The sequence below is a fragment of the Microcoleus sp. S13_C5 genome (assembly GCF_036700845.1).
Taxonomy (GTDB): Bacteria; Cyanobacteriota; Cyanobacteriia; order Cyanobacteriales; family Microcoleaceae; genus Microcoleus.
Window position 1 is genome coordinate 1 of the sequence record NZ_JAUBPR010000013.1, and the last position, 23,378, is coordinate 23,378.

Below are 23,378 nucleotides of genomic sequence, written 5' to 3' on the forward strand. Positions count from 1 at the left end.
TTTTTAAACTACGACTCATAAACGCACCATACAAGCTATCTCTCTATTATATGCAACTTCACATAAAATTGGTATGATGCCACATCGTCTGAGGAACACGCCTATATCGAACTCACAAATAGTCACTATGCAGCAGTACCCGTACTAACTCAGAATCATCGGCTTGGATATCTCTTCGCCTTTGCAAATCGGCGGTTTGGGACTCCCGACGAGGTGGAAGTTTTGGAAGCAATTGCAGACTCGCTGGCGATCGCAATTTCCCAATCCCAACTCCACGGGCAAATTCAAGAAGAACTCAAACTTTTGGAAGAAGTATTAGCCAAACTCAGAATCACCGAAGAGCATTTAGTACAAAGCGAAAAAATGACAATTATCGGTCAACTAACCGCCGAAGTTGCCCAGAAAATTAATAACCCAATTAACTTTATTTACGGCCGCCTGATTCACCTCAACGATTATATCAAAGATTTGCTTAGTATAATTCGCCTCTATCGCGAACAATATCCCGAACCTGTGCCACGAATTGCAAAAAAAATAGAGACTTGCGACCTAGATTTTATCAGCCAAGAGTTGCCGCAAATCCTCAATTTTTTGAAAATAGGAGCCGATGGCATTCGCCAGATCGTCCTGGCTTTGAGGAAATTTTCACTTCCTGACGAAGCCAACAAAGAACACGCCAACGTTAATGAGAGCATAGACAATATTTTGCTGTTGCTGGCTCAGAGACTGGAGCAAAAAATATTAGTAGTCAAGGAGTACCACAACCTGCCGCCAATTTTTTGTTATCCCGGTCAACTGAGCCAGGTATTCGCGAGTCTCATCATCAATGCTATAGATGCAGTTAAAAGTATTGAAAATTCCGCTCAAATTATTACAATTAAAACCGATATAGTCGAGGGATATACAGGCAGATTTATTGTTGTATCCATAGCCCACAATGGCTCAATAATTCCGCCGGAAATTCAACAGAAAATATTTGACCATTCTTGCCCTACTAAATCATTTAAAAATTTTACCGGGTTGGATCTGTCGGTTTGCTATAAAATTATTGTAGAATTGCACGGCGGCCGCCTTACAGTTGAATCTCCGGTTCAACCTCAAATTAAATCTAAAACAGGGGGCGGTGCTGAGTTTAGGGTAAAATTGCCGATCGTTTAATATCGCATCTTGCCGCCAGGGAAACCCATCGCAAATCTGGCTAGCAAGCTGTGCGAGAAGCTTAATTTGGCTTCGTAATATAGCTAACCGCTGATTTTTTCAACCTTTGTCAATTGTGAAACAAATGTGAGGAAAAAATGAATAGATTATTATAAAAACGTAATTTCATCAAATTTTAGTGTAAAGTAAAACTGTCAAGAGGAACACTTTACCTATAACATCTAACACTTTCACAAAAATGGATGCAGCCACTACCATATTACTTTCCTTGGGACTAGCAGCAGATGCTTTTGCTGTTGCTGTTTCGAGCGGTTTAGCAATCAAACACATGAAGGTCAATAAAGCTTTAAAAATTGCCTTATTTTTCGGAGTTTTTCAAGCTTTAATGCCCGTCATAGGATGGCTCATCGGTCTTAGTTTTAGTTCTTTGATAACACCGATCGACCATTGGATCGCTTTTGGGCTTTTGAGTTTCATTGGCGGTAGAATGATTTACGAATCGCTGCAAGGCGAAGAAGGCGAGAAAAAGTTTAATCCCTTAGATACGGGGACTTTGATAACGCTGTCGGTGGCTACGAGTATCGATGCCCTCGCAGTTGGCCTCGGATTTGCTGTCCTGAAAGATTCTATTGCTCTTGCGGTGACGGCGATCGGATTTATTACTTTCTTTTTAGCCTTTGCAGGCGTGTGGATAGGGCACAAGTGCGGCAACTTGTTTGCAAATAAAATTGAGATATTGGGGGGAGCAATTTTGATTTTCATTGGCAGCAGAATCTTGTTTTTGCACTTGACAGAGGTGCCATTAGTTATCGGTCATTAGTTATTAGTCAGTAGTCATCAGTCATTAGTCATTAGTCGAACATTGACATCAAAGTCTCTGGTGGCTGCAATTCCCAATTCCCAATTCCAAAAAAATGCTATAACAGCAATATTGCGTTAAAGGATAAAAATTTCGTGCTGAAACTTTACGGCGGAGCCCGCAGCAGGGCCTCAATTGTCAAGTGGTATCTAGAAGAAATAGGAGTTCCCTACGAATTCGTCTTGCTGGATATGCAAGCAGGGGCACACTTGCAGCCAGAGTATCTCGAAATTAACCCGATCGGCAAAGTACCGGCAATTGTTGACGGAGATTTCAAACTTTGGGAATCCGGCGCAATTGTGCTGTATTTAGCTCAAAAATATGGTAAAATTCCAGACACTTTGGAGCAGCAAGCTCAAATCGTGCAGTGGGTCATGTTTGCTAACGCCACCTTGGGGCCAGGAATATTTACAGAAGCAAGTCGCGATCGCGAAACTCCCAAGTTGTTAAAACCGTTAAATGAAATCTTCGAGAAACAGCCATTTTTAATGGGTGATGAATTTGGCGTCGCCGACGCAGCAGTCGGGTCATTGTTAGCCTACATTCCCATGTTGCTAAAACTAGACCTCAGTGCTTATCCGGCCGTTGTAGATTACATCAAGCGGATCACAGAAAGACCGGCATTCAAAAGTGCGATCGGCGGTAGCTGAAGGCAGAAAGAACAACGAAACAAAACTTAATAGCTAAAAGCAGGGGCAATTCAAAAATTGCCCCTGCTTTTGAGGAAATCAAACTTATCTAAATCCGACAGCCGCCTGCCAAACAAAAGCCAGCAGCAAGAAAAATACGGGAATGACCGGCAAAACATTAACCAAAGGCTCAAAAATCGAATAAGCTTCGGGCAGTTTTGCTAAGAGTAATGCAGCTTCCATGAATCAACCTACCTATCCAACAGAATTTTCATAATTGTCGCATATCTTTACCCAAGGCAATCATGATTGATCGACTCTCGGTGCAAGCCAGTAGGCAAACTCTTCAGTAAATCGATCAGCCAAAATCGCCTCCCGCATCCTCCCCGTAAAGCGAATCAACTCTGTCACATTGTGAAGCGCCAGCAAAGTATACCCCAGCACTTCGTTAGCCCGCGCCAAATGAGCCAAATAAGCCCGACTGAATTTTTGGCACGTATAACAAGGACAAGACTCATCCAGCGGAGCAAAATCCTCCCGGAACCGAGCATTTTTCAAACTCCAGCGTTCCCCACCAACAAAAGCCGTCCCGTGGCGGGCCAGCCGAGTCGGAATCACGCAGTCAAACATATCTACGCCACTCGCCACCGCCAGCGCCATTTCCCGATAAGTCCCAATCCCCATCAAATAACGCGGTTTATTTGCCGGCAACAGAGGCGCAGTCACCTTGACAATCTCTGCGATCAAATCCCCCGATTCCCCCACACTAACGCCGCCGATGGCGTAGCCTGGTAAATCCAAATCTACCAACTGGTTCGCCGCGCGCGATCGCAAATCGGGGAAAACGCCCCCCTGGACAATTCCAAACAAAGCTTGATCCGGGCGCGAGTGAGCTTGAATGCAGCGTTGCAGCCAGCGGTAAGTGCGATTTGTGGCAGCCTCCACCTCCTCCCGTGTAGCTGGGTAAGGGGGACACTCGTCAAAGGCCATAATCACATCGGCGCCCAACTGATTCTGAATTTCGATCGATCGTTCCGGCGTCAAATTAATCATGCGGCCATCGCGGGGAGAGCGAAAAGTCACCCCATCATCAGTAATCTTCCGCATTTGGCTCAAGCTAAACACCTGAAAGCCACCCGAATCGGTCAGCATCGGGCCCGGCCAAGCCATAAATTTATGCAATCCGCCCGCGCCTGCGACAATTGCTTCCCCCGGCTGCAAGTGCAAGTGATAAGTATTTGCCAAAACCATTTGAGAACCCGCCGCCTCAAGATGTGCCGGGGTCAAAGTTTTGACATTAGCTAGCGTCCCCACGGGCATAAATTTAGGCGTTTCCACCACACCGTGGGGAGTGGCAAAAACCCCTGCACGCGCTTGGGTATGGCTGCAATTAGCCTGACATTTAAAAGAAAATTTCGCCTTGTCCTCAGTCATTAGCCCCCGATGCTCGTTAACCGCTACTCGGTCGTCCGTGTTATTTAATCTATTGTTGATGACATCGCGACAAAAAAAACCATGACCCCGCCCAAAAACGGAGACAAGTTTCCGACAATCGTCGTGGAGGGCAAAAAATTTTAGACCTTAGTTCTAACTCCCAGATTCAATGCTGCAAGTAAATCTAAAATCTAAAATCTAAAATCTAAAATCGACTGACTGTCGATTAAAACGGGGAATCATCGTCGTCCAATTGCAGATCCCAGTTGCCTGAGAGTACCTGATCGACAACCGCATCCAAAGCCGCAGCATTTAAATTCCGGGCGAATTGCTCTTGCAAAGGATTGGAGAGGGGAATTAACCGCAACAGCCGTCCGTCTTGAACCAAGTCAAAATAAGGACCATCTTCAGGAGACTGTTTCAGTTCCAGGTAATCAAAACTATACACGTTCAAATAAAGGGCATGGTTGGCAATCAGGGTAGAACGGTGGGGGTTGGCGAAGACTTCGAGTACATAACCTTCCCCTTCGCTGTAAATCTGGCCATCTTGTATGTGAAGGTAGCGGACACGTCCTAAATCAAACAGCAATCTTTTGATATCGCTTTTGTTGACGACAATGCCTGTATCGATGATACAAGGAGCAACTACCCTGTTATTCAATTGATCGTGACTCATGAAGTAAAAGCCTCTGTTGTAGTATTTTCCCGTCTTGAAAATCAGGGAGTTAGCTAGAATTTTTGGGAATGGAAACGCGGATCTTGAGTTTAGTCATTTTAGATAGGGAGCTTTGGGATCGCTGCCGACAGAGGTTTTCCGGGGAAAAGAGCTCCGACAGGAGGAATGCTCGATCCAAAAAACTAGGGTGTTACAGTTCCAATTCTGGCACACGCTAATCGATTGACAACTGCATACCAGATGAAAAATTTTCTATCTTATGGTGCATGATAAATGGGTTCGCTCTACGATCGACTTTTTCCGGAATCAAGGTGCTGCCATCGCAGCCGCAGTCGCTTTTTATACTTGTTTGCCGGTACCAGTGTCTTGGACTTTGGAGTTTCGGGGCATTGCCCGCTTGGCACCGGCGATCGGGGTTTTGATTGGTGGGATGGTGGGACTGGCGGATGTTGGGTTGCAGTTGTTGGGAATGCCTGCTCTGACTCGATCGGCCTTGGTGGTAGTCTTGGGCATCGCCGTGACTGGCGGGCTGCACCTAGACGGCGCAATGGACGCGGCGGACGGGCTGGCTGTACCCGACCCGGTACGCAGGCTGGAAGTCATGCGGGACAGCGTTACAGGAGCCTTTGGGGCGATGGCTGCGGTCGCGATCGTCTTGCTGAAAACTGCCGCTCTGTCGGACTTGAATAACTATCGGTGGCTGGCTTTGATGGGTGTCGCGGGTTGGGGGAGATGGGCCCAACTGGTGGCGATCGCCCGCTATCCCTATCTGCGGGCAGAGGGTAAGGGAGCTTTTCACAAGGAATCGATTTATTCTCCTTTTGATTTTATCCCAGGAGTGCTGTTGCTGCTTAGTTTGAGCGTGGTGCAAGTTGTCTTGGAGGGCGATCGGTGGCTGTTGGCGGTGGGGATGGCTTTGGGGGGAAGTGCGATCGGAATTTTTGCCGGAGCCTGGTTTAACCACCGTTTGGGCGGCCACACGGGCGATACTTACGGTGCTGTAGTCGAGTGGACGGAGGCTTTATTGCTGTGTCTTTTGGCGGCTTTAGAAGGGTAAGTTATGTCATGTTGCCATTGTTTGAGTGAAGACTTTAGTCCTCAATTTAGCAAATAACGACGGTTCTAGCAGGTGGAAATCCGCACTCAATAGCAATGGTTTTCATCCTGTCTGCCTTCAAATGCCACCCTAGATTAGATACAGCAAACCTCAAACTATAAAGAAAGCTATGGGATACTTTATTGCTGCGATCGTCCTCGGAATGTTAATTTGGGCTGGGTTCGAGATTGTCCAAACAATCCGCAATTGGGAAACAAATCCCGAAGAAACTACCAGCAAAATTCAAGCTGAAATGGTCAAAGAAACATATCGCGGTCAATTTGGTGCCGATGCGCTGGAGGGAGGGAGTCAGGCTGTCGGAAACGCGCTCCACGCCGGCCACTGCGCCGCCGAAGCTGCGACTTGCGAATCTGCTCCAAGTGCGATCGGTCATGTGGTAGAAGGCTTGTTGCACGTGCTACACCATTAATATCGTGTTTGCTAGCGTAAGTTGTGCAAGTGTTTTTGATGCTGTAGCGGCGGGTTTTACCAATAATATTTACCCACACAAACAATCTCATAAACCCGCCCCCCACAACTAATAACCTATATCAACCTTGACTTTTATCAAAGGGAAAAAATGTACATTCAGGTTTACCGTTGAGCGGCGGGTTTATGAGATTATTAGTTTTTGGCGTAGATGGTTGGTAAAACCTACCCTCTACCATCGCGCAAATCATACAAAAACCAACCAATTCCAAATGATATAACAACACAAAATGAATGGAAAAATCCATTTAAAATTTTCCATTCATTCTCAATTTTTACGCTTTCGGCTCAACCCAAACAGTCATCCCCTCAACCCTCAAACCTTTGCCGCGAGTGCCGCAATATTGACCGTTAGCAGTAACAGGAGTATCGCCTACATTCTGAATGTGAGCCGTATAAAATACGTCATACTTATCAGCTTGCGGCCCAGTCAGCCGCGCTGCAAATCCCTCAATGCGCTTGGCTTTGCCCCGGAAACCGGCTAGCTCCCCTTCCGAGATCCAAGCAGTATCGCCAACTCCTTCAACGTGAGCCATGTACTGCAAATTTAAACCGGCAACGGGAGGCTCTATTTTAATTTGAAATCCTTCCACGCGGCGGCCTTGAGCTTTAGTACCCGCGTATTCTCGATCGCTAAAAGTTCGATCGCCAATTCCTTGAATGTGCGCCAACACTTTTAAACCCACAGGCGCCGCTGTTTGGGAACTCGCAGACGGCGCGATCCAAACTTTGATACCCTCTATTCTCAAAGCTTTGCCGCGAGTGCCGCAATATTCGCCGTTGGAGGACACGTCGGTGTCGCCGATATTCTGAATGTGAGCGCTATAAAATACGTCGTACTTATCAGCTTGCGGCCCGCTCAATCGCACTGCAAATCCTTCAATTCGTTTCGCTTGACCCCGAAAACCCGCCAATTCTCCCTCGCTGAGCCAAGGAGTGTCGCCAACACCTTCGACGTGAGCCATGTACTCGACATTTAAGCCGGGAATTGGGGGATCGATATTAATTTGAAATCCTTCGACGCGCCGCCCTTGACCCTTAGAACCCGCGTATTCTTGAGAACCGAAAGTTCGATCGCCAATTCCTTGAATGTGCACCAAAACTTTGATTCCCAAAGCGCCCTCTACTGCCACCGCTGGTTGAATGTCCCGAGGTGCCCCAAAAACAATGTTCCCGGAACCGGTTGTCTGAAGAGACTTAGGTACTTCCACGCTGGGAACAATAATTACTTCGTGCATGGGGGCAGAAGGTGCGGGGGATTCCAAAATCTGGATCTGTGGCGCAACTGTAACTTGTTTCGGTGCCACATTTCCTGACGGGATGACAATCACTTCTGGCAAAGGTTCGGCGCTAATTTTTTGTTCTGGCGCTGCTTTAAATGCGGGTTCGACTTTTGCAGGTGCTGCTTTTACCATCTCAGCAATGGTTAATTTGCCTCTGGAAATGGCTACGGCTATTTGTTTGCCAAAAGCGGCGCTGACTGTTTCTTCGAGGATGACCCACTGTTCGTCATCTAATTTGTCTTGCTGTTCCACCAGGGCGAGCACTGCTGAAACTGGGTGTTTGCCGCTGACTAAGGATTCTGCGTCAGAATGCAGTTGAGTTGGGGTTGATTCGGAAATCGCGCGTTGCAGTTCGCGGGCTCTGGCATGAACTGATTGTAAGGGCGCGAAGTCGCTTTGTTCGCGGTGGGCGATCGCCAATACTCGATCAATCACTTTCAATGCTGCATCGCGAATTTCTGCTTTACCTTCAGAAGCTGCGGCAGTCTCGACTAAGTTTTGAATGTCTTTGAGGGAAGCAATTTCCCCCGGCGCGATCGTGGATTTGTTGAGTTCGAGAGCTTGTTTTTGGACTGCAGCAAAGTTGCGGCTGTAGGCGGCTACTTCCTGCAGCAAGCTGTCAGAGGGAGGAAGGCCCGAGTCTTGCAGTTGTTTTGCTGCTTGGGATAGGCGATCGGCCAAATTAGCATAAGTTTCCGATAGTCGGGCTATTTGTTGTAGCAAATCTTTATGAGCTAGTTCCATATGTCTTGCAGTAAATATTTAACTTGCTGATTATAGACGTTGAGCGTCTTCTGAAGGTAGAAGGCAGTAGTCATTAGTCATTAGTCCCAGGGAAGAAGAAAAATGCTCCCCCTCTCCGACTCCTCCACTCGGACACTCTCCGACTCCCCCACCCAGACACCCGGACACTCTCCGACTCCCCAATCTCCCAATCCTCCTGTGGCATCCCCCGCGTGATCGCCGTCACAACCGTGCAAATACTTAGTCACACTCTGCGACTCGGGCTGTCACGAGTGGCCCGTAACAATGTCACACCTATCGAGCAATAGCCGTCACTGCTGATTCTGTGAAAACAGTTGATACTTAGGCTTGAACCAATAAAATTCCGAAGTGTTATGGTACTAATTCGCGATCTCGCCCAGCAAGCTCTGGCTCTAGGCTATCTAACCATTGAAGCCGAAAATCAACTGCGGCGGATGTTAACTACCACCAAGTATGACTTGGAAGACTTAAATGCTTTTATGGCTTTGCAACTAGCAGCTATGTCGGGAGGAGTGAAACAAGAGTCTCGCGAGCTGAAAAAATTTGAAATCTTTGGCGAGACTGTTTCCGAAACTTCCTGTTAGTAATTAGTTGGCGTTTGAGTAGTTCAATTTTAGTAAAGGACATTTCTACCATGCAGATTCGTGAAGTTGTAAAACAAGCTATTGCCGCTGGATATCTGAGTTTGGAAGCGGAAAATGAAATGCAGAAGTTTTTTTCCTCAGCCAAGTGTGATTTGGAAGATTTGAATGCTTTTATGAGCTTGCAGTTAGCTGCGATGGCGGGTCGCGTGAGGCAAGAGTCTTTGGAAGTGAGGAAGATGCCAAGTTTTTCGGATAGAAATTAGAGAAATTAATTTTTTATTCAGCCCTCGGGCGATATAATCCTTAAAAAAAATTATAGTTACTAAATAGTCGTAAAATATATTTTTTTCCTAATTTATATACAAATTAATTTTAAAAATATTGGTATTTTGGTTCACTGGTTTGAGCAAATAAACTAAAATTGAAATAAATATTAAAATGAATATGTAAGTGGATAGTGATGACTCCACTCGTCCAAGGTCAGGCTTGGATGACCCGACCTGTCAAGGCGTAGTTAAAGTGTTTGCTTCGTAAAACTTGAGCATTATTCTTGAAATGTTATGTATAGTTAATTCTCTATCAAAGGGAGAAGATTTATCGATCGCCCCAAGCAGAGATTTCAAGCATTTTAGCCACTTTGTAGGCGTTGCATAATTGCGGGGTGATTTTGATTGTTTTTTTGTGGAATGGGATCTCGTAGCCCGAAGGCGTGTATTTTCACACCAGGCGGAACATACCCAAATAATCATCCTAAAATTGTGCAACACCCCTTTTCTTTTTTACCATCTGGGCAGGTATGACTGGGATGAGGGCCAACAATTTATGATCAGTGATTAACTGGACTTGGTATGAAACAGCTAATATTATTTACCCTCCATCGACGGCAATAAAATTAGTTGGTAGTAAGGACTTTAACCCTCATAAAACTCGCTCTTACTTCCGCCGTCACTACGAACGTTATAATGGTTATTATACCCACTTTTATATAATCACTGATATCAAATCCGTTAGCATCGGAATAGTAAATTCGAGTTCACTGTTCACGGCGTTGACTGTTCACTGTCAACCGTCAACCGTCAACATCATAAGGAGTGTAACCGGAAATGATATGAGACTATTTCCTACGACTCCGACGCTCTAACTCTTTAATTACTCTCAGAACAAACAGCGACATTAAAGCGCCAATTAATGCCAGTTTCCACAACCCGCATCCTGCAGCAGTTCCTAAAGCTGCTGATACCCAAATAGCGGCGGCCGAGGTAAGCCCGTGAACTTCCGATTTGCCTCTTTCCTGCTGAGATTCCCGCAGGATTTCTCCGCCTCCCAAAAACCCAATCCCGGCAGCAATGCCTTGAATTACGCGCGCTACAGCATCTCCTCCGCTTTCATTTTTACCCATTGCCAGCGGCATTAAAACAAACAGTGCACAACCCATACTTACTAGCATATGAGTTCTCAACCCCGCTGGTTTGTGCCGGAGTTGGCGCTCCCATCCAATAATTCCGCCAACAAACATGGCTAGGCACAACCTTAATAGTATGCCTAGCCAATTATCGGGAGACCACAAGTTAGCGATCGACAATGTTTTACTGCAAATAATTAATCGGAAGATTCCAATATTAGCGGAGTACGATGTCCGATCGCAATCTCACTGCCAAATCTTGTTCCGGGCGAATCACGAGCACGTCAACGCTGCGCCGCCCTAACAATACTCCAGCTAAAGCGCCGATTCCAGCGCCTCCTAATACTTCTTCAGTCGCGATCGCTTTGTCGCCGGTAATGCCTGCGAGTGCTGCTGCTGCTGCTGCACCCAAGGCTGCACCTTGCGCTACTGAACCTGTGCCAGCACCTTTTTGGACTCTTTCGGTTCTGGTAATAATTCCTGAATTTCCGTCAATCCGATAGCGTTGGCGGCGGCTGATAATTAACTCTCTGGCAACAAATTGAGTACCACTTTGATTGCCTCTTCTGACAGGTCGTAGTTCCCCGACAATCTGGCTGCCTGCAGGGATTAATACTCTTCCTTGATCTGTGCGGATGTCTCGCGCTACTGTTAAAGTTAAAGGTGCAGTTTCTTCGCGGGTAACAACTATTTTGTCTTTTTCATAGCTAACTGGAATTACACTGCCTGACGGAATTCGGATGCTATCAAATTGTGAAATTCGTTGTTGGGCTTCTGCGGGAGTAGCTACCACTAGCGGCGCGCTGGTTCCCACTGTAATGCCCAGTGCGAGGATTGCTGCTGTTGCTGAACGCCATTTTTGAGAAGTAATCATATAAATTGTCTCCTTGCTTCGGTTTTGGTTTACTTAGGAACGCACTACTGCTAAATTTGTTTCTTGTTTCGCATTCATCTGATGTTTTGATTATGGCAGGCTGGAATTTTAGAAGTTGGGAAGATAAGGTAGATAATCGAAAATTTTAAAATTTGGAAAAATAGATAAAATCGGCAAGAGTGGGAAGATAAGGAGGATAAAGGAGAGATTTCGGTTCATCGTCCCCCTTAGCCTCTAATTAGTTAAGGTGAAATCCCACCACGAAGCCTCGGGAGACGAGATTAATTGTTGAGAGCGTTTAAGGCTAGCAATCCAGCACCGAAAGCTGGTTCGTATCGGGGCGAAATAACCTTAGCCTTTGGGGCGATCGCACTTATGGCCTCTTCAAACCGACCTCGGCAATTTGCCTCGCCGCCCCACACACCTCCTACGATCACAATTTCAAATTCTTCTGTTTGGTTAAATAGCGCTGAAATGGCTATTTTTGTTGAATAGGTTAATTCTGCCACAGCATTATTGATAATGCAGTCAGCGACGCGATCGCCCTCTGCTGCAGCTCCCTCGACAATCGGCGCTAAAGCTGCAATTTCTTTGACTCCCCAACCGCGCCCGTAAACGACTTCTACCAATTCTTCTAGGTTATTGAGGTCTAAATGGTTTTGAAATTTTTCCGCCAGCATGGTAAAATCTTCGCGTCCATCATAGAACTTCAAAGCAGCTTGCAAACCCTGAAGGGCGATGTTATATCCGCTGCCTTCATCGCCTAAAATATATCCCCAACCGCCGACTCGTTTAGTTTTCCCGTGACGGTTTTGCCCGAAAACAATCGAACCGGTTCCTGAAATAACGGCGATACCCACTGGATGGCCTGTACCGCCAGCAAGTGCGATCGCACAGTCGCTGGAAATTACTATATTCCTGGGCAGGAACGATCGGGTTACTGGTAAAGTATTCGTCAACTGCAAGTTCTGCACTACAAATTGCACTATTTCACGATCTTTTGGACGCCCGACGCCTGCTAGTCCCAGACCAATTGCTTCTATGTTGAGATTGCCTACAGCCTCGATCTGAGCGGACAGAACTGCTCGTTCGATCGCCAATTGAATGGATTCTTTGGCTGTCTCAATTCCCAGGGTTTGATAATTTGACGGCCCTGCTTCCCCCCGGCCTAAAACAAGGTGGTTGTCATCCATTAAAAGGCAGATAGTTTTAGTGCCGCCGCCGTCGATGCCGAATACGTAGCTCATGAATAATTTAGAGAATAATAGAGCAACCCAGATTAACAGAGATATGTCTATTCTACGCTTTGTACAATCCGATTAAATCGACAGAGCAATGCTAATAATAATTAAACCTAATAATGCTAACCAAACCAGATGGCGCTGACACCAATTTTTGATCGATTGCAGCCCGTCGCCGCTGCTGTAAGGGATCGTCTGTGGCACAAGTGGCTCAGCTCGATCGTGATAAAGCGTGCATTCTTTGGCAAAGGGACGCTGCGGATAGTTGCAAGTGTCGTCTTCGTGATAAATACAGTTAGTGCACAGAAATTCTTCGGGTTTCGATCGATAAAGAGGGATACCCGGATGACCGAAAGCTTTGAGAGGGATTTTGCAGTGCGAACAGGCGAGCGCTCGGGCGTCTACAGGTTGGTGGCAGCGGGGGCAATCAGGCATAGACAGCAGGGTTATGGGGTAAGGTGGTGGGTAGGCTCATTAGGGGGTTTTCCGAACGCCGATTAGCGCGATCGGCTCGCCATCAGGGGGCTTGATGCTCCAAAATAGAAAGGTAGGTGTGCGCTGATGTAACTTTAAGTTTACAGAGGGTTTCGCAGTGACAACAGGCTACCTGAGCCTATCGGGTATGAAAGGACAAACATTAGGAAAAATCTATGGATAACAATAGCAACTTACTCAAACAACTGGTAATGCTGGGCATTGGTACTACCTCCCTGGTAGCCGAGAAATTGCAGGAAGCTAGCGAGCAATGGGTCAAAGATGGCAAAATCAATCCCGAGCAAGCCAAAACCTTTGTCGATGACATGACGGAGCACCTCAAGTCTGAGCAGGGCAATTGGGATACGCAGTTGCAGCGGCAATTGCGGAATATTCTCCAAGATATGGGAGTTCCTCGACAGTCCGAAATGGATGAGTTGCGCGGAAGGCTCGATCGTTTGGAACGTCAGATGCGGGATTTAGAAAACCGTAACTGGCGCTGAGTTCGATCCTCTTCGAGGGCTTCGCTAACGCCCGCGAGGAGTTCGCTGTTATCTTGTGATAAGATTGTCACCCGAAGCCAGAAGGCTAAAAAAGGCACTCATGTAGAAGCCATTTATGTAGAATTACAAACATTCTGACTTCATACTTTTGCCTTAAAAATTATCTGGTATCTGCCGTTTTTTGGTAGAAAAGTTCAGATAAAATTTGCTATTTCTTGTTGTTGTAGATGTCTTAGATATCTAAGATATCGCGGTTAAAAGTATCAGGAGGATTAATTTTGCGAGGAGTTCTAGTCAGCTTGGGGGTAATGCTGGTTTGCTTTTTGTTTTTGATAGTCGCTCAAATGGGCGGTTCTGAATCCCAAGCAGTTGCAGCCGAATTGAACAATCTTTTACCAGAGACTGCTATTGAGAAGTTGTCAGCACAGTCTTTGAATGAAAATAGCTTGCTAGTAGCTGATGCTACTTTACCGAAGGTACCAGCTACTATCGCTGGCAATAACATGACTGATAATACTGAGAAAACTGTCACCACCGATTCCGGTCTGAAATATGTTGAATTGAAACAGGGTGATGGGGCGACTCCAAAAACCGGCCAGACAGTTGTGGTACACTACACTGGAACTTTGGAGGACGGCACGAAGTTTGACAGTTCGCGCGATCGCAATTCTCCTTTTCAGTTCAAAATTGGCGTAGGTCAAGTAATTAAGGGTTGGGATGAAGGTGTCGGTACGATGAAAGTTGGAGACCGCCGCCAGTTGATTATTCCCCCTGAACTCGGTTACGGTGCTCGCGGTGCGGGCGGGGTAATTCCTCCTAATGCTACGCTGATTTTTGATGTGGAATTGTTGAAAATCGCTGGCTAGGTAGCTCAATCTAATTCAACGTAAAACTTTTACGGTGTTTAGAAACCCGGTTTTTTTTAAGAAACCGGGTTTTTGTGTATGTTCTGGTTGATTTACGATCGCTTCGGAGATGCCAGATTGCGAAAGCAGGTATATTGGGCGTCAAATAATAGTTTGATGATTCCTGTGGGGCCGTTTCTGTGTTTGGTAATAATTACTTCTGCAATTCCGCGATCGGGCGAATCAGGGTTGTAATATTCATCGCGATAGAGCATAATTACTAAATCTGCGTCTTGCTCGATCGAGTTGTGAACTATGATGTCATTAGCGACAAAATTATGAAGTGCAGGCACTGTTAAATCGTAAACCTCAGCTTCGCCATCAGCTTCTATTGAAGCGATTTCATCCCAGTAAATATCGCTCTTCGATAATAGGGAAAGTTCATCAGACTTAACAATTGTAGCTACTCTCAATGCTCGTTCCCGACCAAGGTTATGTTTGTAAAGGGTTGTACCACAATATAAGTTGCCAAGCTGTGCTTGCATCTGGCGTGTAGTTAAACCAAATTGCTGCATAGCAGGAACAGCATACATTTTCCATACATCACGCGGTATGACATCTCTATTAGTATTGCTAGAACGAATTTCAAGGTATTCTTCAATTTCTGTCAGAGCTTGCTGTTTGTAGTTACCTACTGCACCAATCAAATGAATAAACTTATCTAAATCAGGTCTTCCAGTAACCCAAACTTGATGTTGATCTCGCCCTTTCCCTGGCTGGGGGCTTAAAAATAAGCGGGCATTGATACCAAGTCTGAGTAAGAGTGACTGAACATCTCTTGCCAATTTTTCGCTACTGGAAGCGTAGTAAACACTAGGGTAATGACATTTACCCCTACCTGTTTTTATGCAACCATCAGTACACCAGAGATGGCGTAAAAATAAAGCTATTGCTTCTTGAGGCTGCTCAAATATTTGATTGGGGACAAACTTCTGGTGAGAACGCAGACCAAAAACACCTAAAGCATCTAGCCATTCAGTTACAGGATTCCTCACACTATGTGTGAGATGATAGGCGGCAGGAAGATAAACTTGATACCAATCACGTTCTTTACAAATACGAGGTATAACTCGCTCTCCAAAGACTTCTATTGCAAGATTTGCAACAGTATTGCCTAAATCTTCCTCTCTAGTAGTGTATTGAATAACGTGTCGAGGTAGAGTACATCCGTCTCCAATCATGTGTCCTAGCAAGGCTATTTCGGCATTGTCCATCGATTGGATGAAGGAACTTGATACGTATCTAGGTAGGGCAATGCGATCGCCTATTTTTAACTCGTCCAATCGCCGCCAGCCGTGAATGGTTAATAACTTATGATTGCCAGTGGCTCTAATTGCCCGTCCCAAACGAGTTTGCAGTCGTAGTACAGGCTTAACACCTGTAGCAAAGGCATTGCTAACAACGGCTTTTTCTAACTGCATGGTGGCTTCATTGAGCGCCCAAACTGTGAAGCCAGATTTTCCTACTAATTCACGAATGGGTACGCGGACATCAGTATCTGCTAGCATTACCAAACTATCGCCTGTTAAGCAGCCGCTTTCGCGTAAATCCGACATCATCGGCCGCTTGTTTGTCCTCGCTTCCACACCCCGACTCAACTGAGATAAGGCAATAATCGGCACATTGAGTTCGCGGGCTAAACCTTTAAGACTTCTGGTAATTCGAGATAGTTCTTGCACGCGGTTGTCGCTGGTACCTTCCATTAATTGCAGGTAATCTAGCAAGACTAATCCTAGGGTGCCGCCTTGTTCTGCTTGGAGGCGGCGGACTTTCGATCGTATTTCTGTGACGGTAATATTGGGAGTATCGTCAATAAATAGTGGCAGTTCTGATAAATTGCCAATGGCTGTACTGATTGGTTCCCATTCGTTTTGACTGATTCTACCCGATCGCAATCGGTTACTTTCTATTTTCGCTTCGCTGGACAGGATACGCTGCACTAGCTGTTCTTTCGACATTTCTAAGCTGAAAACGGCAACCGGTAATTTCTGCTGTCCGGCGGCGATGTGGTGGGCGATATTGGTACAAAAGGCCGTTTTGCCCATCGCCGGCCTGGCTGCAACGATGATTAAATCCGATCGCTGAAAGCCTCCTGTCATGGCATCTAAGTCGTAAAAACCGCAGGGAATACCGGGAAGTGTGAGGCCTTCATTGCGATTTTCTAGGTCTTGAAATGTTTGGTTTAATGTTTCGCCGATCGATACTAAATCTTGTTGCGGGCGTTCTTGAGTTATGCTGAAAATTTCTTGTTCGGCGCGGTCTAAGACTGTTTCTAGTGGTGTTGCCGTCTCGTAACCCAATTGTACTATGTTGTTACCAGCTTCGATTAATTTGCGGCGCTGATATTTGTCTTCAACTAAAACTGCATATTGGTCGATGTTGACTGCGGAAACTGTGCGATCGACTAATTGTGCTAATTTAGTTAGTCCTCCTACTTGCTCTAACTGGTTGCGGTCGGTTAGCGAAGTTGTTACCGTCATTAAATCGGTAGGTTGACCCTGTAAAAATAGCCCTAATGCCGATCGATAAATGACTTGATGAGCGGTGATGGCAAAAAACTCCGGTCGCAGCAGTTCGGCAATTCGGGAAATAGCTTCGGGGTCAATTAAAATCCCCCCTAAAATTGCTTCTTCTGCCTCTATATTGGTCGGCATCAAATCGCTCATTAGTCAATAGTTCTCAGTCATTAGTTATTAGTTGCCAGTTATTAGTCGTCAGTTCTCAATTTGTAAGTTAGCGTTACTCACTTCGCAACTTAGCAGTGCTTAGTTGTTAGCTAATTACTAATGACTAACAACTAATAACTGATGACTGATGACTGATAACTCTTAATTACATCGGAACAACTTGAATATCAACTTCGGCGGTAACTTCTGCGTGTAGTTTGATTTCAGCTTTGTATGTACCAGTTTGGCGAATTTCGGGCAGAGTGATGCCGCGCCGATCGACTTCTTGACTGGTAGAGTTGAAAATCAGTTCTGCTACTTCTTGGTTGGTGACAGTACCAAAAATCGCGTCAGCTTCGCCAACTTGCTTGGAGATGATGAAAGGCCCAGCCGATTCGAGGGCAGTTTTGCGGACTTCAGCTTGCTGCTTGAGTTCTAGCTGGCGCACTCTTTCTTCTTCACGGCGGCGCTCTGCTTGCTTGAGAATGCCCGGAGTGGCTTTAAATCCCATTCCTTGGGGTACTAGGTAGTTGCGGGCGTAGCCTGGGGCTACTTCCACTACGTCGCCAGCTTTGCCGAGTTTGCTGACATCTTTATTTAAAACTAATTGGACGCGCTTGGCCATGATCGTGGGTTGTGGGGTTTTAACTGCAACTTTTTATAATAGCGAAGTTTGAGGGGCGATCGCAAGGGAGAAGGAAGTTCGGCAACGGATTATGTAGCGGATGTAACGGATGTAACGGATGTAACGGATTTAACGGATGGATGTTGAGATTCGAGGTTCGAGGGAAGAAACAGGGATAATATTTTTAAGGGGCAAATTCAGTTATGAAATTACGCAACACGGGGGTGCTGTAATGAGCAAAATCAACTACAGTGCAATGTCTTACCGAGCACTCAGGCTTTATTTTCAAGGTGCAGGGCGATCGATCGCGCTACTGTAGCAACTAACTGGGTCGGATTGATTGGCTTGGCTAAGTGTTTGTCAAATCCGGCTTGCAAAACTTGGCGCTCGTTCGCTTCTCCAGCATAGGCCGTTAAGGCGATCGCCAACAACTGCCGATACTCAGGCGCAAGCTGAGTGCGGATGCGATGTATCAGCATATACCCGTTCATCTGGGGCATTCCGATGTCGCTGACGATCACATCCGGTGCAGTTTGTTCGATCAATTCTAGCGCCTCAGCAGCAGATGACACGGAAATCACCTCTGCACCCGCTTCCTCAAGCACGAAAGCGACAAAATCTCGCGAGTCGAGTTCATCATCTACCACCAAAATTCTCAATCCAGCTAGCGGCAAGGATGAGATATCGGGACTAGCAGCCCCATGACGTTCTTCCTCCTCCTGGCTTCTAGAATCATCATTTAATAGCGGTAATCTCACCGTAAACCTCGCTCCTTGACCAACTCCTGCGCTTTCTGCAAACACGGTTCCGCCGTGAAGTTCGATCAGTTGGCGGACGATCGCCAATCCCAGTCCCAAGCCACCAAATTTGCGCGTTGTAGCGCCATCTTCTTGTCGGAAATGGTCAAAAACATAAGGCAAGAAATCGGGAATAATACCTTTACCAGTGTCTATGACTTGAATTTGAGCTTGCTGTTCGATTTGCCCTAATCGAACTTCAACTCGACCGCCTTCGGGCGTGAATTTCACCGCATTTGATAACAAATTCCACACAATTTGTTGCAAGCGACTTGTATCGCCGAGAACTTGCCCGACATCTGGATTTAAGATTGTTTGAATTTGAATTTTTTTAGCTTCGGCTGCTAATTGCACGGTTTCCACGGCAGACGGAATAATGATTGCCAGATTCACCGGAACAACATTCAATCTGAGTTTTCCTTGCAGAATCCGAGACACGTCAAGCAAGTCTTCGATTAATTGAGATTGCAGTCTGGCGTTGCGCTCAATCGTCTCAAAAGCCTTGGCACTTTGACTCGCGTTCAGCTTGCCACCGACGAGCAGTTGCGACCAGCCTAAAATCGGATTCAGGGGCGATCGCAACTCATGAGAAAGCACCGCCAGAAACTCGTCTTTAATGCGGTTAGCTCGCTCGGCTTCCGCGCGGGCAGTTTGTTCTAATTGCAGAACCATATCGCGCTCAGTTTCCACTTGTTTGCGCTCTGTAATGTCGATAACAGAGCCGATATAACCCTCAAATTGTCCGCTTTCGGAAAATCTGGGAGCAGCCGCATCCATCGCCCAACAATATCCGCCATCCTTGCGCCCGACGCGATATTCCACGCTGTACGGTTCCTGGCGTTCGTTGGCGGTCAAAAATGCGTTCTTAGCGTGTTCTCTGTCTTCTGGATGCAGCGCGTTTACCCAACCCAATCCCAAACCTGTTTCCTCACTTTGACCTGTGAATTCATACCAGCTTTCGCTCAAGAAAGTGCAATAGCCTGTGGAGTCTGTGACCCATACCTTAAAAGGAGCGTTGTTAGCCATATTGCGGAATCGTTCTTCGCTTTCTTGCAGCGCCGCTTCTGCTTGTTTGCGTTCTGTGATATCCCGACAGACAACCACTCCGCCGTTGATTTCGCTGCTAGTATCAACTACCGGATAACCGCTGATACTGATCCAGCGACCTTCGGAATCTTCGCGGCGGACAAATACCTCTACATCATTGACATATTCACCTTTGATTGCTCTGGCTAGAGGTAGTTCAGCGTCGGGGAAGAGGGTTTTTTTGTCTGCCAAAAATAGTCCGTAGGTGCTCGACCATTCCTCCCAAGATTTTTCATTCGATAGCTGACCGAATATCCCCACGGCGGCTCGGTTAAACAGCACAAGCTCCCCTTGTTGGTTAGCCAAAATCAAACCATCACCAATGCTGTCAATGATTACTTGCAGTAACTTAGTTTGTTCTTGCAGGGCGACTTCTGATCGTTTGCGATTTGTGATGTCGTTGGAGATGCCAATCAAGCCGATGACTTCTCCCGCCTCATTGCGGTAGGGAGCTTTCATTGCCAGAAATGTCCGAATACCATCGGGAGATTCTTCGACTACTTCTGTTTGTCCAGATTCCATAATGCGGCGATCGTTTTCCGTGACTGTGGCTCCAAGTTCTGCTACTGGGTATAAATCGCGATCGCACCTGCCAATTACTTCAGCAGCAGGTTTGCCCAGTACGTCCAGCGTAGCTGGATTTGCATAAATAATGCGTCCTTCTCGATCTTTGACAAAAATTGGCGTGGGCGCTGACTCGTTAATCAGATTCAAAATCGCATTCTTTTGTCGCAGTTCTTCTTCAGTGCGTTTGCGATCGCTAATATCCATAAACGCCGCCACACAGCCACGAACTGCGCCCTGTTCGTCAAATAACGGCACCGCATTCACCAACCAATCAAAGGCCACCCCGTCCTCGCGTACCATTTGAATTTCCATATCTCGCACTTGGACGCCGGAAGCCACGGCCAGTTGCATGGGGAGTTGTTCTCCCGGAATTTCTTCTCCGTTGCGGAATCGTCTAAACGGAAGGGCTGCGGCTTGCTCTCCGGTTCCAGAAACATTGGTATCGGGCGGCACTATCAACATCGACTGGGCAAACCGGTTAGCGCGAATTACCTTACACTGTGGGTCGTCCGCGATCGTAATGCCAACGGGTACAGCATCAAGTATCGATTGCAGTTCATTAACTCGTCGCTCTAGTTCCTGGTTGAGCCGTCGAATTTCTTTCTGGGTAGCTTTGCGATCGGTAATTTCCTGCACCGTCACATTCACGCCCAACACGCGATCGTCCTCGGCCCTCAGTGGATAGACACTCAACAGCCAATCCTGTTCGACTCCCGGCTGTGCCGAGTTCGTCCTGCGAACTTCGAGCTGTTTGAGGGGAACTTTAGTTTCAATAACTTCTCGGTAAAGCTGCTCTAAATCATCTGCCATTTCTGGCAAGATTTCGCGCAATGTTTTGCCGATGTGGGCGGCGGCTGGAACTCCGTTAATTTCTGCTAGCCGATCGTTGAGGCGGACAAACCGCAACTCAGTATCGAGGAAGCAAAGTCCGATCGGCGCACTAGCATAAATTGCCTCGATTTCTGCTAGTTGTTGGTGTGCCGTTTGTGCTTGTTGAATAAAAACAGCCCGATCCGCCTTCTGTTCGGTGACATCTTGAAAATAAACGGCAAGTCCCGATGGGATCGGATAGGCTCGTACCGCATACCAAGCATTGAGCGGCGGATAAAAAGATTCAAAACTAACTGTAACTTGGAAGGTGGCGGCGTGGCGATATTCCTGCTCAAACAAACTGCCCACAGATTCGGGAAACTCTTCCCAAATGCTGTTGCCAATCAAATCTTTCGAGGGTCGATTCAGCCACCGCGCCGCTTGCAAATTGACATAGGTAAATCGCCAGTCTCGATCCAAAGCAAAGAACCCGTCCGAAATACTTTCGAGGGTGTCTGACAGTTGTTGCGCGGGCGCGTTACAGACTGGTTCAGGCTGAGGTTGAGCGAGTTCCGTGAAGGTTGTTACTACCGCATAGGGAGTCGATCGATCTCCCTGAAATAAAGGTTGACAATTGAGCGTCAACCAAATCAATTCTCCCTGTGGCCGATCAAAGCCCATGATGACATTTGAGCATGGTTGCCCGGTTTGCAGCGCCACCATCGCCGGATGCGTCTCGCCGGGAAAATCCGAGCCACCTTCACCCACAGTCTGCCACCGACTGTTGATTGAAGTGCATAAGAGCATCTGTTGTGCTGTCATCCCCAACAGAGCCTGGGCGTGAGAATTGCACCCCTGAATGCTACCATCTGCCAATTGCAGAACCATCCCTACATCGGTTGGCAAGGGCGCGGCTGGGTAGAACGCTTTGTTAGAATCCGTTGGAACAGAGGAGTCGATGTTTGCTTGGGGTTCAGTATTGCGTGGGTTTTGCATCGGTTTCTAACAACGCTCATTTTACTTTAGGCAAAGCAAATTGCGATCAATAATAGGGAAATAACCAGAGGAACTTTTGATTTGAGTAGGGTGATACTTCAAACCTAAGATGGATGTCGATCGTTATGCGGTAATATCGAGATCTAGACAATTTATTTTATCGTAGAGTCCCACGTCTGAACCAGTTGCGGGATTCAGCACAGGCGACGGGGAATTTTCTGGCTGTTTCAAATGCCAGGTTAGTCCGTCTCATTATTTTTGGCGTTGCTGCATATTACCAATGGCTGTTGCTCGTTTTTGGGCGCGAACAGATGGCACTTGCACACAGATAAATAAGTAGATGAAGCTTGAAAATACATAACCCCTCTCTCGCAGCGAGTAAAACGAAGCAATCGCTCTTGTTACGCCCGCGTTACATTCTGTTACATGATAAACTTTATTCGCGCCTATCTACTTAGAAACCCCGTTTCTTTGTGTAAATCTAACCGGAAATTTAGGTAAGATTTTATTCGTCTCAATTGTAAATGGGCGATCGCATTTACCTCAATACAGTGTCGCCTACTTCCTCCAGTCCCAACGTTTGTGTCACTTTTGCCATTCATCTCACAAACTTAATCCTATGCACATATTCACAGCCGCCGATCGCACCTATATTCTGGGGTTAGCAGCACTTCTCAAGTCTGTAGATCTGAATGTTAGCCAATCTGGTGAGGAGCAGGTGAAAATTACCGTTGTATCTACCAGGATATATTCACCGCAAAAGGAACAGTTACAGAATTGCTGCAAGTACCAGATTGAATGGCAAGAATTGCAATCTAATTACGACCAACTTCTTTCTGTATCAGGTTCTAAACTTCCTTACGTTAAATTGGAGCCACGAAAATATACCAAAGAAACAGAAAGGCTGATTTGGCTCGACAGCGATACGATCGTTCTGGGCAGCTTAAAGCCGCTGTGGAACCTAGATTTTCAAACTCTGCCGATAGCAGCCGCAGCCAACTTCTGGGGGAATCCCAACAATTATCAAGCTCGAAACCCTTATTTCAATAGTGGTGTTTTAGTTTACAACATGAAGCTTTGGGAGGAAGAGCAACTGTCGGAAAAGTTGCTCCAAAATGCTAGAACCCACGTTTGGGGCGATCGCGATCAAGGTGCATTAAATTCAGTTTTAGTGGGAAGGTGGAAGCAATTAGACCAAATATGGAACAACCACAAGACTGATGATATGTCAAGTAAAGTGATGCACTTTATGTCAAGACCGAAACCGTGGGAAAGCTCCGCCCCCAATCAATTATGGCTCGATATGTTGTCTCAGACACCGTTTAAGGATGAACTGGAAAAAATTCCAAATAAGTTTAAGGCGCTGTCGAGCTTTCACCTAAAATATAAAAGACTTGACAGGTGGTTGAGCGAACCGATACTCAAGTTTAAGAGTTACCTGAAACAACAAAAACGTTAA

The 23,378-nt window shown here is 46.4% G+C and carries 22 protein-coding genes; 10 read left to right on the plus strand and 12 right to left on the minus strand.

All coding sequences use genetic code 11. From position 1 onward, the window contains the following. The first annotated feature begins 105 nt into the window (after nucleotides 1-105). The 3 genes from QUA04_RS05700 to QUA04_RS05710 all read left to right on the plus strand — a co-directional run bounded on the left by QUA04_RS05700 (nucleotide 106) and on the right by QUA04_RS05710 (nucleotide 2,667). Nucleotides 106-1,158, plus strand: coding sequence for an ATP-binding protein (locus QUA04_RS05700; RefSeq protein WP_333254784.1), 1,053 nt, complete (start codon nucleotides 106-108; stop codon nucleotides 1,156-1,158). A 238-nt stretch (nucleotides 1,159-1,396) separates the two neighbouring features. Next, nucleotides 1,397-1,978: a manganese efflux pump MntP family protein gene (locus QUA04_RS05705; protein WP_333254620.1), complete on the plus strand. Its 582-nt coding sequence runs from the start codon at nucleotides 1,397-1,399 to the stop codon at nucleotides 1,976-1,978. A 134-nt stretch (nucleotides 1,979-2,112) separates the two neighbouring features. Further along, entirely contained in the window at nucleotides 2,113-2,667 is a 555-nt protein-coding gene (locus QUA04_RS05710; RefSeq protein ID WP_333254622.1) for a glutathione S-transferase family protein, read from the plus strand. Between the two features lie 84 nt (nucleotides 2,668-2,751). Here the strand turns inward: QUA04_RS05710 and QUA04_RS05715 are convergent, their stop codons facing one another. From QUA04_RS05715 to QUA04_RS05725, 3 genes are all read right to left on the minus strand, one after another. Then, entirely contained in the window at nucleotides 2,752-2,889 is a 138-nt protein-coding gene (locus tag QUA04_RS05715; RefSeq protein WP_006634808.1) for a photosystem II reaction center protein K, read from the minus strand. Between the two features lie 60 nt (nucleotides 2,890-2,949). Further along, a complete protein-coding gene (tgt, locus tag QUA04_RS05720) occupies nucleotides 2,950-4,080 on the minus strand; it encodes a tRNA guanosine(34) transglycosylase Tgt (RefSeq protein ID WP_333254624.1) in 1,131 nt (376 codons plus the stop codon). A 226-nt stretch (nucleotides 4,081-4,306) separates the two neighbouring features. Next, a complete protein-coding gene (locus QUA04_RS05725; protein WP_333254626.1) occupies nucleotides 4,307-4,756 on the minus strand; it encodes a hypothetical protein in 450 nt (149 codons plus the stop codon). Between the two features lie 259 nt (nucleotides 4,757-5,015). On the opposite strand from QUA04_RS05725, the gene cobS reads away from it, so the two are divergent. Both cobS and QUA04_RS05735 read left to right on the plus strand, forming a co-directional pair. Beyond that, on the plus strand, nucleotides 5,016-5,813 hold the full coding sequence (cobS, locus tag QUA04_RS05730) for an adenosylcobinamide-GDP ribazoletransferase (protein ID WP_333254628.1): 798 nt from the start codon (nucleotides 5,016-5,018) through the stop codon (nucleotides 5,811-5,813). Nucleotides 5,814-5,982: 169 nt separating this feature from the next. After that, nucleotides 5,983-6,282 carry a hypothetical protein gene (locus tag QUA04_RS05735; protein WP_333254631.1) on the plus strand — a complete coding sequence of 100 codons (300 nt, stop codon included), beginning with the start codon at nucleotides 5,983-5,985 and terminating at the stop codon, nucleotides 6,280-6,282. Nucleotides 6,283-6,616: 334 nt separating this feature from the next. On the opposite strand, the gene QUA04_RS05740 is transcribed toward QUA04_RS05735, so the two are convergent. Together QUA04_RS05740 and QUA04_RS05745 are read right to left on the minus strand one after the other, a co-directional pair. Continuing rightward, nucleotides 6,617-8,368, minus strand: coding sequence for a hypothetical protein (locus QUA04_RS05740; protein WP_333254634.1), 1,752 nt, complete (start codon nucleotides 8,366-8,368; stop codon nucleotides 6,617-6,619). A gap of 80 nt (nucleotides 8,369-8,448) precedes the next feature. Further along, complete coding sequence (locus tag QUA04_RS05745) at nucleotides 8,449-8,616, minus strand: hypothetical protein (protein ID WP_333254636.1); 168 nt, start codon at nucleotides 8,614-8,616, stop codon at nucleotides 8,449-8,451. A 126-nt stretch (nucleotides 8,617-8,742) separates the two neighbouring features. Between QUA04_RS05745 and QUA04_RS05750 the strand changes: the two genes are divergently transcribed. Beyond that, nucleotides 8,743-8,973: a hypothetical protein gene (locus QUA04_RS05750; RefSeq protein WP_333254638.1), complete on the plus strand. Its 231-nt coding sequence runs from the start codon at nucleotides 8,743-8,745 to the stop codon at nucleotides 8,971-8,973. Nucleotides 8,974-9,023: 50 nt separating this feature from the next. Continuing rightward, nucleotides 9,024-9,236, plus strand: a complete 213-nt coding sequence (locus QUA04_RS05755; protein WP_333254640.1) for a hypothetical protein — start codon at nucleotides 9,024-9,026, stop codon at nucleotides 9,234-9,236. Between the two features lie 851 nt (nucleotides 9,237-10,087). Here QUA04_RS05755 and QUA04_RS05760 read toward each other — a convergent pair. The 4 genes from QUA04_RS05760 to QUA04_RS05775 all read right to left on the minus strand — a co-directional run bounded on the left by QUA04_RS05760 (nucleotide 10,088) and on the right by QUA04_RS05775 (nucleotide 12,925). Next, nucleotides 10,088-10,489 (minus strand): MgtC/SapB family protein, encoded by a 402-nt coding sequence (locus QUA04_RS05760; RefSeq protein ID WP_333254642.1) that lies wholly within the window; start codon nucleotides 10,487-10,489, stop codon nucleotides 10,088-10,090. 103 nt (nucleotides 10,490-10,592) lie between these two features. Further along, entirely contained in the window at nucleotides 10,593-11,249 is a 657-nt protein-coding gene (locus QUA04_RS05765) for a hypothetical protein (protein WP_333254644.1), read from the minus strand. Between the two features lie 281 nt (nucleotides 11,250-11,530). After that, nucleotides 11,531-12,496 (minus strand): BadF/BadG/BcrA/BcrD ATPase family protein, encoded by a 966-nt coding sequence (locus QUA04_RS05770; protein WP_333254646.1) that lies wholly within the window; start codon nucleotides 12,494-12,496, stop codon nucleotides 11,531-11,533. 72 nt (nucleotides 12,497-12,568) lie between these two features. Then, nucleotides 12,569-12,925, minus strand: coding sequence for a zinc ribbon domain-containing protein (locus QUA04_RS05775; RefSeq protein ID WP_333254648.1), 357 nt, complete (start codon nucleotides 12,923-12,925; stop codon nucleotides 12,569-12,571). A gap of 215 nt (nucleotides 12,926-13,140) precedes the next feature. On the opposite strand from QUA04_RS05775, the gene QUA04_RS05780 reads away from it, so the two are divergent. Both QUA04_RS05780 and QUA04_RS05785 read left to right on the plus strand, forming a co-directional pair. After that, complete coding sequence (locus QUA04_RS05780) at nucleotides 13,141-13,467, plus strand: phasin family protein (protein ID WP_006634797.1); 327 nt, start codon at nucleotides 13,141-13,143, stop codon at nucleotides 13,465-13,467. 278 nt (nucleotides 13,468-13,745) lie between these two features. Beyond that, a complete protein-coding gene (locus tag QUA04_RS05785) occupies nucleotides 13,746-14,333 on the plus strand; it encodes an FKBP-type peptidyl-prolyl cis-trans isomerase (protein ID WP_333254650.1) in 588 nt (195 codons plus the stop codon). A gap of 92 nt (nucleotides 14,334-14,425) precedes the next feature. Here the strand turns inward: QUA04_RS05785 and QUA04_RS05790 are convergent, their stop codons facing one another. From QUA04_RS05790 to QUA04_RS05800, 3 genes are all read right to left on the minus strand, one after another. Continuing rightward, on the minus strand, nucleotides 14,426-17,038 hold the full coding sequence (locus QUA04_RS05790; RefSeq protein ID WP_333254653.1) for a replicative DNA helicase: 2,613 nt from the start codon (nucleotides 17,036-17,038) through the stop codon (nucleotides 14,426-14,428). 166 nt (nucleotides 17,039-17,204) lie between these two features. Continuing rightward, nucleotides 17,205-17,663, minus strand: a complete 459-nt coding sequence (gene rplI / locus QUA04_RS05795; RefSeq protein ID WP_333254656.1) for a 50S ribosomal protein L9 — start codon at nucleotides 17,661-17,663, stop codon at nucleotides 17,205-17,207. A 272-nt stretch (nucleotides 17,664-17,935) separates the two neighbouring features. After that, nucleotides 17,936-21,919, minus strand: coding sequence for a PAS domain-containing protein (locus tag QUA04_RS05800; RefSeq protein ID WP_333254659.1), 3,984 nt, complete (start codon nucleotides 21,917-21,919; stop codon nucleotides 17,936-17,938). Between the two features lie 619 nt (nucleotides 21,920-22,538). Here QUA04_RS05800 and QUA04_RS05805 point away from each other — a divergent pair. Next, complete coding sequence (locus QUA04_RS05805) at nucleotides 22,539-23,378, plus strand: glycosyltransferase (RefSeq protein WP_333254661.1); 840 nt, start codon at nucleotides 22,539-22,541, stop codon at nucleotides 23,376-23,378.

Coding starts and splice junctions, on each gene's coding strand:
- QUA04_RS05725 (WP_333254626.1), bottom strand. CDS start 4,756: ATGAGTCACGATCAATTGAATAACAGGGTAGTTGCTCCTTGTATCATC.
- QUA04_RS05755 (WP_333254640.1), top strand. CDS start 9,024: ATGCAGATTCGTGAAGTTGTAAAACAAGCTATTGCCGCTGGATATCTG.
- QUA04_RS05740 (WP_333254634.1), bottom strand. CDS start 8,368: ATGGAACTAGCTCATAAAGATTTGCTACAACAAATAGCCCGACTATCG.
- cobS (WP_333254628.1), top strand. CDS start 5,016: ATGGTGCATGATAAATGGGTTCGCTCTACGATCGACTTTTTCCGGAAT.
- QUA04_RS05780 (WP_006634797.1), top strand. CDS start 13,141: ATGGATAACAATAGCAACTTACTCAAACAACTGGTAATGCTGGGCATT.
- rplI (WP_333254656.1), bottom strand. CDS start 17,663: ATGGCCAAGCGCGTCCAATTAGTTTTAAATAAAGATGTCAGCAAACTC.
- tgt (WP_333254624.1), bottom strand. CDS start 4,080: ATGACTGAGGACAAGGCGAAATTTTCTTTTAAATGTCAGGCTAATTGC.
- QUA04_RS05715 (WP_006634808.1), bottom strand. CDS start 2,889: ATGGAAGCTGCATTACTCTTAGCAAAACTGCCCGAAGCTTATTCGATT.
- QUA04_RS05770 (WP_333254646.1), bottom strand. CDS start 12,496: ATGAGCTACGTATTCGGCATCGACGGCGGCGGCACTAAAACTATCTGC.
- QUA04_RS05705 (WP_333254620.1), top strand. CDS start 1,397: ATGGATGCAGCCACTACCATATTACTTTCCTTGGGACTAGCAGCAGAT.
- QUA04_RS05750 (WP_333254638.1), top strand. CDS start 8,743: ATGGTACTAATTCGCGATCTCGCCCAGCAAGCTCTGGCTCTAGGCTAT.
- QUA04_RS05790 (WP_333254653.1), bottom strand. CDS start 17,038: ATGAGCGATTTGATGCCGACCAATATAGAGGCAGAAGAAGCAATTTTA.
- QUA04_RS05760 (WP_333254642.1), bottom strand. CDS start 10,489: ATGTTTGTTGGCGGAATTATTGGATGGGAGCGCCAACTCCGGCACAAA.
- QUA04_RS05735 (WP_333254631.1), top strand. CDS start 5,983: ATGGGATACTTTATTGCTGCGATCGTCCTCGGAATGTTAATTTGGGCT.
- QUA04_RS05800 (WP_333254659.1), bottom strand. CDS start 21,919: ATGCAAAACCCACGCAATACTGAACCCCAAGCAAACATCGACTCCTCT.
- QUA04_RS05805 (WP_333254661.1), top strand. CDS start 22,539: ATGCACATATTCACAGCCGCCGATCGCACCTATATTCTGGGGTTAGCA.
- QUA04_RS05765 (WP_333254644.1), bottom strand. CDS start 11,249: ATGATTACTTCTCAAAAATGGCGTTCAGCAACAGCAGCAATCCTCGCA.
- QUA04_RS05775 (WP_333254648.1), bottom strand. CDS start 12,925: ATGCCTGATTGCCCCCGCTGCCACCAACCTGTAGACGCCCGAGCGCTC.